15 protein-coding genes are annotated in these 12,388 nt (G+C 47.8%); 9 read left to right on the forward strand and 6 right to left on the reverse strand.

All coding sequences use genetic code 11. The features are described 5' to 3' along the window. Nucleotides 1-81: 81 nt before the first annotated feature. On the forward strand, nucleotides 82-1,314 hold the full coding sequence (locus AOA63_RS04820) for a glycosyltransferase 87 family protein (RefSeq protein WP_242848275.1): 1,233 nt from the start codon (nucleotides 82-84) through the stop codon (nucleotides 1,312-1,314). A 46-nt stretch (nucleotides 1,315-1,360) separates the two neighbouring features. Beyond that, nucleotides 1,361-2,326 carry a GPR endopeptidase gene (gene gpr, locus AOA63_RS04825; RefSeq protein ID WP_082343748.1) on the forward strand — a complete coding sequence of 322 codons (966 nt, stop codon included), beginning with the start codon at nucleotides 1,361-1,363 and terminating at the stop codon, nucleotides 2,324-2,326. On the opposite strand, the gene AOA63_RS04830 is transcribed toward gpr, so the two are convergent. From AOA63_RS04830 to AOA63_RS04855, 6 genes are all read right to left on the reverse strand, one after another. Further along, nucleotides 2,323-3,348: a substrate-binding domain-containing protein gene (locus tag AOA63_RS04830; protein WP_082343749.1), complete on the reverse strand. Its 1,026-nt coding sequence runs from the start codon at nucleotides 3,346-3,348 to the stop codon at nucleotides 2,323-2,325. The two genes, gpr and AOA63_RS04830, sit on opposite strands and share 4 nt — an antisense overlap. After that, nucleotides 3,326-4,306: an ATP-binding cassette domain-containing protein gene (locus tag AOA63_RS04835; RefSeq protein ID WP_053958641.1), complete on the reverse strand. Its 981-nt coding sequence runs from the start codon at nucleotides 4,304-4,306 to the stop codon at nucleotides 3,326-3,328. The genes AOA63_RS04830 and AOA63_RS04835 overlap by 23 nt, the downstream gene beginning before the upstream one ends. Next, nucleotides 4,303-5,061: an ABC transporter permease subunit gene (locus AOA63_RS04840; RefSeq protein WP_053958642.1), complete on the reverse strand. Its 759-nt coding sequence runs from the start codon at nucleotides 5,059-5,061 to the stop codon at nucleotides 4,303-4,305. The genes AOA63_RS04835 and AOA63_RS04840 overlap by 4 nt, the downstream gene beginning before the upstream one ends. Then, on the reverse strand, nucleotides 5,054-6,040 hold the full coding sequence (locus tag AOA63_RS04845) for an extracellular solute-binding protein (protein WP_053958643.1): 987 nt from the start codon (nucleotides 6,038-6,040) through the stop codon (nucleotides 5,054-5,056). Before AOA63_RS04845 ends, AOA63_RS04840 begins: the two co-directional genes overlap by 8 nt. Before the next feature lie 118 nt (nucleotides 6,041-6,158). Further along, nucleotides 6,159-6,383 (reverse strand): alpha/beta-type small acid-soluble spore protein, encoded by a 225-nt coding sequence (locus AOA63_RS04850; protein WP_020374687.1) that lies wholly within the window; start codon nucleotides 6,381-6,383, stop codon nucleotides 6,159-6,161. Nucleotides 6,384-6,511: 128 nt separating this feature from the next. Then, entirely contained in the window at nucleotides 6,512-7,879 is a 1,368-nt protein-coding gene (locus AOA63_RS04855) for an MFS transporter (protein WP_053958644.1), read from the reverse strand. A 154-nt stretch (nucleotides 7,880-8,033) separates the two neighbouring features. On the opposite strand from AOA63_RS04855, the gene AOA63_RS04860 reads away from it, so the two are divergent. The 7 genes from AOA63_RS04860 to coaD all read left to right on the forward strand — a co-directional run bounded on the left by AOA63_RS04860 (nucleotide 8,034) and on the right by coaD (nucleotide 12,387). Further along, nucleotides 8,034-8,918 carry a phosphosulfolactate synthase gene (locus tag AOA63_RS04860; protein ID WP_053958645.1) on the forward strand — a complete coding sequence of 295 codons (885 nt, stop codon included), beginning with the start codon at nucleotides 8,034-8,036 and terminating at the stop codon, nucleotides 8,916-8,918. 49 nt (nucleotides 8,919-8,967) lie between these two features. Continuing rightward, nucleotides 8,968-9,609 (forward strand): 2-phosphosulfolactate phosphatase, encoded by a 642-nt coding sequence (locus AOA63_RS04865; protein WP_242848276.1) that lies wholly within the window; start codon nucleotides 8,968-8,970, stop codon nucleotides 9,607-9,609. A 95-nt stretch (nucleotides 9,610-9,704) separates the two neighbouring features. Further along, the gene (locus AOA63_RS04870; RefSeq protein ID WP_053958647.1) at nucleotides 9,705-10,175 is read left to right on the forward strand and encodes a DUF441 domain-containing protein; all 471 of its coding nucleotides are present in this window, start codon (nucleotides 9,705-9,707) and stop codon (nucleotides 10,173-10,175) included. A gap of 35 nt (nucleotides 10,176-10,210) precedes the next feature. Further along, nucleotides 10,211-10,480 (forward strand): YqhV family protein, encoded by a 270-nt coding sequence (locus tag AOA63_RS04875; RefSeq protein ID WP_053958648.1) that lies wholly within the window; start codon nucleotides 10,211-10,213, stop codon nucleotides 10,478-10,480. Continuing rightward, on the forward strand, nucleotides 10,477-11,223 hold the full coding sequence (locus AOA63_RS04880; RefSeq protein ID WP_197648379.1) for a polysaccharide deacetylase family protein: 747 nt from the start codon (nucleotides 10,477-10,479) through the stop codon (nucleotides 11,221-11,223). The genes AOA63_RS04875 and AOA63_RS04880 overlap by 4 nt, the downstream gene beginning before the upstream one ends. Nucleotides 11,224-11,271: 48 nt before the next feature. Further along, on the forward strand, nucleotides 11,272-11,859 hold the full coding sequence (rsmD, locus tag AOA63_RS04885; protein WP_278277062.1) for a 16S rRNA (guanine(966)-N(2))-methyltransferase RsmD: 588 nt from the start codon (nucleotides 11,272-11,274) through the stop codon (nucleotides 11,857-11,859). Nucleotides 11,860-11,892: 33 nt separating this feature from the next. Beyond that, nucleotides 11,893-12,387 (forward strand): pantetheine-phosphate adenylyltransferase, encoded by a 495-nt coding sequence (gene coaD, locus AOA63_RS04890; RefSeq protein ID WP_053958650.1) that lies wholly within the window; start codon nucleotides 11,893-11,895, stop codon nucleotides 12,385-12,387. The last annotated feature ends 1 nt before the right edge of the window (nucleotide 12,388 follow it).

A 12,388-nucleotide genomic window follows, 5' to 3' on the forward strand; every position in this document is an offset into this window, starting at 1 on the left:
GCCACGTCTGTCCCGGCAAAAACGAATTCAGTGTTCAAGAATTACAGGCGACGGCATTGGGGAATCCGGTAGTAATGCGGTATGATGACAGTTGTGGGATTCATCACGCTATGGCTAGAGGAGGCAGAAGCTCTGAGTGAACCCAAACATAAGTTTGTCTGGATGATGATCCCAGGTCTCATCTTGATGACGATGAACATGATACATATTGCGCCCCCGAATTTTCTCTTGCCAGGAGGGCATCCCAATGTCAGCTATTATTCCTACAGTTTTCTTCATTGGGCCTATTCCGACGTGGTGGCGTTGTATGGGGCCCGGCGATTATTTCTTCATACCATCCCATATTTTCAAAATATTATTGAGTATCCGGTTCTCATTGGTCTTTATATGTCGGCAATGTCATGGCTACCGGGATTTTGGGGATATTTTGTCGGGTCGGGCCTTGGTTTAATGGCGGCTTTTGTGGGTGCCTTGTATCTTCTCCGCCAAAGTGCTGGAGATAAAGCGGCATGGTGGTTTACCTTTTCTCCCTTATTGTTGGTGTTTGGGATGCTAAATTGGGACATGCTGGGCCTGTTGACATGGGGATTGACCATTGCCTCTTGGCGCAAGCAGCGCTGGTTTCACACCGGCTTATTTTTAGGTTTAGGGATTGTGACCAAGTTTTTTCCGGTGGTGTTATTTCCCTATATGGCGGTGGCCTTATACCAAAAATACCACCGCGCTCACATGAAACAGTTTTTTTGGGGATTTGCCTTAACTGGTATCGGGATAAACTTACCGTTTGCACTGTTCGCCGAGGAGGGATGGTCGGAATTCTTTACCTTTAACAGTGGCCGAGGTCCTGACCCAGGCATCTATCAATGGCTTTTTCAAATGGGAATACTGCATATTGATACGGTGAATTTGCTCAGTGCGGTTTTGACCTTGGCCGGAGGTTTGGTATTTTTGGCGCTGTTATGGAAAGGAAGATTGGATGCGGTTGAGGCTGGCACTGCGGCACTCAGTTGGTGGTTCTTATGTAACAAAGTCTATAGTCCCCAGTACATGTTATGGGTTTATTATGCCATTTTGTGGATCGATGTTAACATCCCGTTGTTGTTAACCGCTAATGCCGCGGGGCTCTTGGATTTTGGTTTAGCGATGAGATGGTTAGCGTTGGGAACGACTAACAGCCCTTTTTTGCAACAATTTGTGGATATTGTGCCAGCGCCCATTATTGCCTTTCGTGATTTAACATTGTTGGCCTCCGCAGTCATGCCTTGGGCTCGTCATCGCGCGAAGAGTGTCAGACTAACGCATAAACTGCCGTAAGAGCGCATAGTCTAAGGTTTAATCGCAGCAAGGAGGCGAATGGCGGGTGGCGAATTTCCGTCCCATTCAGGTGACAACGGACATGGCGATTGAGGCGCGAGATATTGTCCGGGGTGATGCCCATGAAGAAGTTCCCGGTGTTCGGGTCGATCACAAACAAGATCATCAGGTAGAGATTACCCGAGTCGAAATTTTTACTGATGAGGGAGCTCATTTAATGGGAAAACCTCAAGGTCACTACGTGACCCTAGACGTGCCGCATTTTCGCGACCGGGATGCGTCATTACGTCAGGAATTAACCCGGGTGCTCACCGAGCAAATCAAAGATTTAATTCCCAAAACCGTGGATAACACGGTACTCGTTGTGGGCCTTGGCAATTGGAATGCCACGCCAGATGCCTTGGGGCCTCGTGTAGTCGAACGGATTCTCGTTACCAGGCATCTTAGCGATATTGTTCCTGACGACGTCAGAGAACGCATGCGACCCGTTGCGGCCGTTGCACCAGGAGTGCTAGGCACTACAGGGATAGAAACTCTTGATATGATCAAAGGCATTGTGGATGAGACTCATCCTGATCTTGTTATTGCAGTTGACGCATTAGCTGCACGAAGCCTGGACCGGCTATTAGGCAGCGTACAGATTGCGGATACCGGTATTCATCCGGGTTCTGGTGTCGGCAACCGGCGCCAAGGCTTAAGTCAAGAATCGGTTGGTGTTCCCGTATTGGCTATTGGAGTCTGTACAGTGGTGCAAGCCATGAGCATCGCAGAAGAAGCCGTGCACATCTTAGCGCAACAACTTGCGGATGATGTGAAATTTTACAAAATTTTAGAGGAACTGGGCGAATCCAATCAAAAGGGCTTGATGCAAGAAGTCTTAGCTGAACGTTTGGGTGGATTGATGGTGACCCCCAAAGAAATTGATCTGTTAATCAATGATATGGCGGATGTGCTCGCTGAGTCGTTGAATCGTGCTCTTCAGCCTCATTTGGACCGGAGCGAGTGGGCTTAATCCGTGCGAACCTGTGCCCAGTTAAAACATCGTTGATGAGGGAGAACCGCGAGCTGTTGGGATAAAGACGTTTGTTGAAGGACGCTGATAAATGCCTTAAACCAGGGAGTGTTTACCGCATCGGGATGACAAATCCACTCATATTGTTCAAGTGCCCAGGGTTCAAACGACAATCCGTATAAATGAGCAAGACTTCCTATAGACACGCCTTGGATACCGGAGGATTGCACAAATCGAATCAAATCGGGATGGGACAAAAAGTGTTGAATATGATAGGAATTTGACTCGACATTATGCTGTCTTTCCCATAGAGCTAGCGCTTCACTGCCTGGTTCTCGTAATGCCCAAAATAAGGGGTTGGAATCTTTATTAGAAAATACCCGGCCTTCTTCCCACTCAAGATATCCGGTATAAGCCCATTTTTCTTGGTCTGTGCTTAATTGGTTATATTTGCGGTGTTGAGGGCTATACAAGTGGGAACCCGCCAGATGTACGAATCCGTTACGTAAGGCGTTAAAGGCCTTTTGGCTCGACATGGAAAAGGGAATTAAACGAAAAGCGCTGTGATTTTCATGGAAACTGCGCACCAGCCAGGGTAAAAAGGGATCACAACCTGCTACAAAGATTTGAGAGACCACCGCCTCTTGCGAATACCAATGAATCGTATGCGTGGCAGCATCCCACCATCCGTTACTCGCATCTTGGGTCAATGTGGACAATGTGGGAGCCACAATGAGCTGATCGAAAACGATAGCCGCTACAACCGGGCCAGAATGAGTCGGAGGATCCGGAAACCAACTCCACGAATCCGGCACCTGAAGAAGGGTTGCCAAATTATCTAAAGACAAATCAAGGATTTTTTGCAAGCGTACCATAATATGAAAGGGAATACTTACTTTATCTTGCTCCATATGAATCAGCGTTTGCCGGGAGATGCCAAGGAGTGCGGCCAACTGTGACTGCGTAAGTTGTTTACGGTGACGCTCGAGTCGAATCATGTTACCAAGCGATAGACGAGACATTCGTTAACACCTCCTGGGGAGAAAGCTCGTAAGAAACATAAGGTGGATCAATCAATGTAATCGCGTCTGCATGTAAAATAGCAGGGTATTGAGGGAGATCCCATTCCCATTGTTCGCAATAAGGCTGATGGCGCTTGATAATCCAGTGACTTCTAAGGCTATATTCTTGGGGATAGATGTCCACGCGAGCCGTTAAAACGAGGCCTTGCTCCGGATAGGCGCCAATCAAAATCCGGGCAGGATGCAGGAGTACGTGACGGTTATCGTCTAGCCGGAAACTGCCCCGGTAACCCAACATCCAGGCAATTTGAGCAGTAGGGGGATGTTTCAACAACTGATCGGGCGACAGGGGGGAATACACCTGGCCATCCACGATAACTGTAATCGTATCGCTAAAAGCGAGAGCTTCTTGTAATTGATGGGTGGAATAGAAGATCCATGGAACGGGCGGTTCGTTTCGGAACCATTGTAAACATTGCCGCCGAATCCGTTCTTCGACTTGAGACAAGGCTTCATCCAAAAGAAGCACGGGTTGGCGGGTGGCTAAAGCACGCAGTACGGCAGCACGTTGTTGCTGGCCTCCCGATAAAGATTGGGGATAGCGGTCTAATAGGGAAAGGATTTCGAGACGATCGGCCCAGTGGGCTAAGACGGCCGGTTCAAAAGATTCGGCCATCACCCATTGGACTTGTTGCCGAATGGTGCGAAAAGGAATCAGACTAGGATGCTGAGGCACGTAGCATATAGGGCGGTGATAGGCAGGGCTATGCTTTTTGCCATCTTGCCACACGTTATGATTCAAATCAATATAGGGAGTGCTCTCACCGAGACCTGCCAATAGTCGTAATAGTGTAGTTTTTCCAGACCCGGAAGGTCCAATAATGGCATGGAGGCCCTCGTGCCATTCACTCTCCCCTTGGAGGAATTTGTGGCCACGGAATAAAGCTTTAAGCGTCATGAGATCTCTCCTTTTCGCCACGTAAGCCATGCCGGCAGAGGTAATCCAATGAGAACAAGCCACAACGCTAACGCCAGAGCTTGCGGTAGACCAGATTCCTCAATCGTGATCCAGATTTGGACGGGCAAGGCCGTAGGATGATAAGCGACGACCACCGGGGCGCCAAACGCGCCGACAATTCTGGCCCACGCCATGGCCGTTGCGGTCATGAGGCCCGGCCTTGACGCCGGCCACAATACGAAATGAAAGGTTTGCCATGGTGTTTTATGAAGACTCCAGGCCTCTTCTTCCCATTGCCGGGGAATCATATTGAAAGCGCTCCATGCTGTGAGTATGAAATAGGGAAGCGCTTCATAGATTTCAGCCAAAACGAGAGCGGGAAAACTGTTGGAAGCGCTGTGAATAAGGTTGAGCCAAGACCCTATCAGGGTTGTCGGTGCCATAACAAAGGCTAATACCAATCCCAGCACCAAAGGCGGCATTAATAAGGCCAACACTAAGAGGACTGCAGCCACTTGTTTAATAATGGGAGACGACTGGCTGCGCAACCAATATGCGGTCGGCAGCCCCAAAAGAAAACATAGTCCTAGGGCGATGAGTCCTGAAGTCAAGGTCGTGAACAATGCCGATAAAGCGCCTGGAGATTGGATTGCCCTGCTAAAAAATCGGGCGCCTTCTAAAAATAATAGGACCACTGGTAAGGCGGCGACGATTAATACCGCCATACTGATTCCCCAAGCTGCTTTTCTAAGCATGATGTAATTCCTGGCGCAGGGCATGGGGAAGAGCATCAGACTTCCCAATCACATAAGGCGAAAACAGATGATAACCCTCATGCTGAAAAATGCGTTGTCCTGTCTTGGACAACAGGAATTGGACGAACTGGGTCGCGTTGGGATTCGCGGGTTTACCTATTGTGGTGACATCGATTGTCAAGGGCGTGCCGTAAACGACCGTTCCATTTGAGAGCGTAATATGAACACGATGATACCAGGATGCCAAAGCCGGATCGGCAAAGTTTAAGGTTGGTGGCAACATAATATAGTCTAGATGGCGTTGGATAGCTTCGGACAAGAAGGCGCTGGAAGCATCTAACCCTCCTGATTGAAGCAGGGATAAAATGCCCTCTTCCGTGTAAATTTCTCCTCCGGTATTTATTGGCCCCAAAATGCGCGAAACAATATCCGGAGACAAATGATAGGTTTTCTGGGCCAACTCAATGGCCATGACAAACGCTTGGCCCTGAGGATCGGTGTTAGGATTAGTCCGTCCTAACTTAAAACCATTTTGGGCCATGAGTTCAAACAAGTCTTTCAAGGGCTTTTGCCCTCTGCGGATTTGGTTAAGCTCAGGAGCAAACCGGGAATGTGGATTGTAGGCTACAACCAGGGGACTCGAAGCGATGGCGATGGCCCATGAGGTTTTGGCGGGTTCGAGAACTTTTATGGGACCATATCCGATACTTTCAAAGACATCAGCGGGAATGCTGCCTGCAGCAATTTCATGGGCGATCCCGTAGGATCCTCCTCCTTGTCCTTGATAATGAATGTGATGGGCCTTTTCAAAAGCCGGACCAAGAAATTGATTATTTAAAAGCTCTAAGGATCCCGCGTAGGCGACATGGACGGTAGAAGAGGTATGCGGCGCATTAATAGATGAAGAGGTGCCGCACCCTGTGAGGATGCCTAAGAAACTGAAGGATACCAAAAGCGTATAAAACTTTTTATGTGTCATTATCCATCTCCTTATATGTAAAAGAATACTTACATAATAAGTAAATAGGTCTTAACATACAACAAAAAAATGGACGGTTTCCCGTCCATTTTTATACGCTACTGACGAGTTCGAAGGATTAACGGTTGGTGCGACCTGCCATGTTTTGTTCGGCCATTTCAATCATTTTGCGCACCATGTGTCCTCCCACCGCTCCGCATTGGCGGGCGGGAATTTCACCCCAGTAGCCGTCTTCAACGCCTTGCAGACCCAGTTCGTGAGCGACTTCATATTTGAACTGGTCAAGAGCCTTTTGTGCTCCTTGTACCAAGGCGCGGTTGCCGGTGTTGCTGCCTCGTGCCATTGTTTTCACCTCCTTGTTTGCGTGGTGTTGTTAGTATGACTCGCGGTGAATTTTTTAATCCGGAAACCTTTGGGAATCTCTTCGCATTCAATCAGAATGATTTACCAAATTATCAAACTCGTTCTAATTTAGCGAAGGGGTGAACGCGATGGCCGGAGAGAACGCGCAGAGTTTTTAGGAGATTGGGTCTTCTCTTTATGGTGAGGTTGTCCGCCACCACCGCTGCCGCCTCCGCGAATTGATTTAGGCAACATTTGTTTTTCGTTAATAAAGAACCATGATAGTACAGCTGTGATGGCGGCCAGAACAGCCGCTCCCCAAAAGGTGAGATAGCGATGTGACATTGCCATAGCAAAGATGGGCGGGCCCATAGCGACCCCAAAAAATCTGACGCTTCCGTAGAGGCTTGTCACAACGCCCCGTTCTTTAGATGTGGTGGCACTGGTAACGAGGGTATTTATCGACGGCAGGACGCTACCGGTTCCAATCCCTTGAAAAACCAAAACGGCAATAGCTAAAAACGGGTTGGTTGTTGCAAAAAAAGGCTCTATGGCCATGGCTAAGGCAATAAGACCCATGCCAATCACGACAATGGGACGCGACCATTGCGCCAAACGCTTTTGTAAGACCGTTCCGGACACATACGAAGTGACAGCAGACGCGAGGACAGGAATCGCAATGATGAGCCCGCGCGTAAATTCTCCATAGCCAAAATCTTTTTCTAAAATGTCAGCGAGATAACTCAGAACACCAAACAAAATAAAAAGAACCACGGAACCTCCTAAAAAGGTGGTGAGAATGGATGCGGTCTTGGTCGCAAAAGTGGTTTTTAATCCTTGCCAGTATTCACCAAGGCCCCCTTGAGCCTTTTGGTTTTTGGGTTCCTTTATCAAAAACCAAATTCCTGCTGCAATGGGGAATGACAGAAGGCCGTAAACAAAAAAGGGAGCAAACCAGATGATTAAAGCGAGAGCGGACCCTGCAATAGGGGAAATGACCTTCCCCAACCCATTGGCCGCTTCCAGCGTGCCTAATGCGCCGGCCCGCTTTTCGGATTGAAACATGTCACCGGCCACTGCCATCGCTAGCTGGTAGGTTCCTCCCGCTCCGATACCTTGAAGCAACCGAAATCCCATAATCCAATAATAAGGATTAGGAATTAACCAGGCGGATATTCCTGCTCCTAATCCTGCAATGCCATAGGTTAACAGGGCCGGGGTCATGATGACACGGCGTCCAATGCGGTCAGATAAGGCGCCGGCAAAGGGAATGATAATACCCGCAGGAATGGAAAAAATTGTAATGATTAACCCGACTTGAAACAGGGATAAATGCATCACCTTCATCATTTTGGGTAAAACGGGAATTAGCATTGAATTACCGAGAACCATAATAAAAGGGACCGTTGCCAACACCCATAACTTCCATGTGTGTGAGCGTTGATCTTTATCACTGGTTGTGCTTTGTTGATTGTGTACCTGGGCTTGCTGAGCCATACCATTGCCGCCTCCGTTTCATTCGTCGTCAACGTTAACACGTTTAACATGTCCCGGTTTGGATGCCAGCATGATTCCAATATTTCTCTATCACCTCCAGCTTTTGCCGTGAATATGGTGCCAAAGAACGGCATAAGAAATGGAGGCACGCAACATGAGTAAGCAGGATAAAGCGTGGTTTGATATTCTCGATTTTCCTCATCCCGACCGGACAGAAAAACCTCGCCAACGCGGCCTGACCATGGTTATTGATAAAGGGCTAGGTTTAACCGATACGCGCGACTTAATGGAACTGGCCAGCGACTATGTTGATCAAGTGAAGTTAACCTTTGGGACATCGGCGTTTTATAAGACTCGGTTATTGCGGCAAAAAATCGAACTGGTCAAATCTTACGGTGTGGATATATTTCCTGGAGGCACGTTTTTAGAACTAGCCTTACTCCAAGGCCGCGTTGTAGAATATTTTGATCGCGCTCGCGAGTTAGGTTTTACCGGAATCGAAATTTCGGATGGCACCATTTCCCTGGATCAAGAAACCCGGTGGCAAACCATTCAACTGGCCCGGGCATACGGATTCTCCTTAGTACTCAGTGAAGTGGGGAAAAAAGACGTTCGAGATCAAGTTACCGGTTTAGCCTTGTGGCAACAAGTCAATCAGGATCTTGAAGCTGGCGCCGATACGGTTATCGTTGAAGGTCGGGAAAGTGGGGAAGGTGTTGTTATTTATGACGATGAAGGGCGCGTCATTGAAGAAGAGTTACAAGAACTCGTTTCTCACATCACCGATCCCAGCCGTATTTTATGGGAAGCTCCCCAGAAGAGCCAGCAGCAAGAACTCATCTTACGATTTGGCGCGAATGTCAATCTTGGCAATGTACAACCTCAGGATGTTCTTGCATTAGAAGCATTGCGTGTTGGGTTGCGTGGCGATACGCTTCGTCAGTACTATTTAACTGTATGCCAAGTCAAAACGCCAGCTCTCGGACCAACATCGGTGAAGAATGGCGTGGAAAGAGGTGTCAATCATCCGCTCAGTTGACGTAATATTTCGTTGGCAAGACGATCTCCCTCCGCTTGACCACAAGGCTGTGGTCGTTATTGATACATTACGCGCCACAACGACTATGGCGACCATTCTAGAACAGGGTGCTCTGGCAGTTTTGCCCATTGGAGATGTCGATCAGGGTTTCGCATTGCGTTCCCAATATCCCAATACATTATTAGGAGGAGAGCGGAACAATGTTCCGCTTCCCGGATTTGATGGGGGTAATTCGCCATTTGATTACCCTGCTTCGGTAGTGCAAGACCACCGTGTCGTTTTGACAACGACGAACGGAACTCAAGCCGTCGAACGGGTTGCCTCAGCGCCCTTTGTTGCATTGGGTGCGTTGGTTAATGCCCAAGCCTGTGCCGATTGGCAAATGCAGGCCGAGAATCAGGGTTTGATTGTCTGTGCAGGAACGGAAGGAAATTTAGCACTAGAAGATGTTCTCGCTGCCGGCGCATTGGTCAATTATTGGCCGGAAACTGCGCGCAGTGATAGTGCGCAATTGGCATATGCGTTATTTGACCAATGGCGCCATAATCTTGTAGAAGGTATACGCCGTGCATCCCATGCTAAAACCTTGATTGCACAAGGATTGGAACGCGACGTTGAATTTGCTGCATCGTTAAACATCTATTCTCGCGTTCCTATACGACAAAAAGACAACTGGTTTATTGCCGAATAAATGCCATAGCTTGATACCGGCTCCTTTAGGGGCCGGTCTTTTTTTTGTGGTTTTTTCATATGTATTGCCGTCGGACAAGGAACAAGGGGGCAATTATGTATACCACAGAAACCATTGGTCTCATGATCTTGTTGCTTTTGGGAATGTGGGCCCGGTCCAATCTTGTTGCTGCATCGGCAGCAATTTTATTGGTGATTCGGTTTACGAGAATGACCTTCTTGTATCCCGTCCTTGAACGTCGTGGTGTCGAAATTGGATTACTCTTTTTAACCATGGCCATGCTAGTTCCTTTTGCACTAGGGAAGGTCAACATCAAAGAAGTTTTTCAAAGTTTCTTGACAATACCGGGAATCTTGGCCGTTATCGGGGGAGCAGTGGCAACAAACCTCAATGGCCGAGGATTGCAGCTGCTAGCAGAAAACAGCCATCTGATGTTTGGGCTAATTGTAGGTTCCATTATTGGCATTGTGTTTTGGGGGGGGATTCCGGTGGGGCCTTTGATGGCGGCTGGAACGACCTATTTAATGCTTGAAGTCATTGGATGGTTAGGACATTTGATGCGCTAACTGATGATGAAGGGAAGAACGAAGGAGGACAAATCATGTCAAGCGATATGTATTTAAAAGGTATGGTTTTAATTCGATTGATTTCGGCATCGATTGAATTTACGGGAGCGTTTTTAATGTGGCGCTATCAACGCTTAGATATGGCTGTTCGCATTAACGGGTTATTAGGTCTTGCGGGTCCTATTATTTTGACAACAACTATGCTCTTGGGTATTGCGGGACTGGCTGCAACGAAAGTTCCGGTGGCGAAAATCGCTTGGATTGGGGCAGGGGTTGTCATGATTTTGTGGGGGACGACCCGATGACGGGTTTCTTTACTTTATCGTTTCGGCGTCTTTGGCGTCATTGGAAATTGGTGCTAGCTGTCATGCTCTTGGTCGTTGGCTTGGGTGAGTGGCATAGAAGCCAAGCTGCTTCGGCACGCGGTGGTAATAATCCGCACATCACCTGGTATGTTCAGACGCATCAAAAAGTCGTGGCTTTAACCTTTGATGATGGTCCATGGAAATCGTCAACCCCGGAAATTTTAAACATATTGAAACACTATCATGCTGTGGCCACATTTTTTGTTGTCGGAGAACAAGTTGTTCGGCATCCGCAAATTGTGCGGCAAGAAATTAAGGACAAGATGGAAGTTGGCAATCATACCTATGCCCATATTAATCTGGTTCGCCATAGTTATGCTGAAGATGTATCGGATTTAGAACAAGCAAATCGTGCCATTAAACAGGCGACAGGGATTACCCCGACGTTACTCCGAACTCCATATGGGACCTATAATCGTACGGTATTAAAAGCGGCTTCTGTCTTACATCTCCATTTAGTGATGTGGTCATGGACAGAAGATACTCGGGACTGGTCTAATCCTGGAGTGGAGACGATCGTCAGCCGAGTTCTTAGTCATATACAGCCGGGTGACATTGTCTTGTTTCATGACGGCGGATCCGATCGCAAACAGACCATTGAAGCGTTGCCAATCATTCTTAAAGATTTGCGTTTGCGTGGTTACCGCTTTGTAACCGTCTCGCAGTTGATGAAGATGCATTAAGACGTAAGGCAATGTTATACTGGCAGTGAATAAATCAGGGCATCCATCATAGAGAAAGGACGTTATTCGATTCGCATCGTAGGGGGACGGTTTTCTGGTCTTCGCATCATAGCACCCGGTGGTCAACTGACACGACCCACAGGTGAAAGAGTGCGAGAGGCTGTATTCAATAGTCTTCAGGGCTGGGTGTCCGGCGCTCGTGTGCTGGACTTGTATGCGGGTAGTGGAGCCATGGGATTAGAAAGTCTCTCATGGGGGGCTAGTTATTGCCTTTTCGTTGAACCGAATCGTCAGGCTCTGAACGCTATTCGAACGAACATCCTTCACCTCAAGGTAAAAGAAATGAGCGAACTATGGCCCATTACTGCAGAACAAGCGGTGGCACGGTTGCAAGAACAAAATGCCAGGTTTGATTTAATTATTTGTGATCCTCCTTGGCGTCAAGGTCTTAATCAAACGGTGCGAATGGCCCTTGTCAATTTATTAGCCGATGACGGCATTGCATTAATCGAACATCCCTCAGGGACTGACTTTGGGCCCTTTGAGGGGTTGCGTTTATCTAGACAACGGAAATATGGGGGGACAACCTTAAGCTATTGGGTTCATGACGACTCATCTGCATTATCAGAGTCATGACCAACCCGGATTTTCGTTACCGGAAGGAGGAATATGGTGGGGCGATTGGCAGTCTATCCGGGATCTTTTGACCCTATCCATTTCGGCCACATTGATGTCATTGAACGAGCCGCCAAATTGTTTGATACTTTAATTGTGGCCGTCTTTGTCAACACGGCCAAAACACCTTTATTTACTGATGTCGAGCGGCTTGAACTCGTAAAGGCAGCAACACAACATGTGCCTAATGTGGTTGTGGAGCGAAGTACCGACCTTTTAGTGCGTTATGCCACGACACGGGGCGTTGATGCTATTGTTCGCGGATTGCGAGCCGTTTTAGACTTTGATTACGAATTTCAGATTGCCTTGATGAACAAAAAAATGGCACCAGAATTAGAAACGATTTTCATTTTGACTGGAGAAAAATATTCTTATTTAAGCTCGACCCTGATTAAGGAACTAGCATCATATGACGCAGATTTGCAAGATTTAGTTCCGCGGCACGTAGCGACGGCCTTGCACGAAAAATATCACAGAAATCGAGGATGAG

The organism is Sulfobacillus thermosulfidooxidans (assembly GCF_001280565.1).
Classification (GTDB): Bacteria; Bacillota; Sulfobacillia; order Sulfobacillales; family Sulfobacillaceae; genus Sulfobacillus; species Sulfobacillus thermosulfidooxidans_A.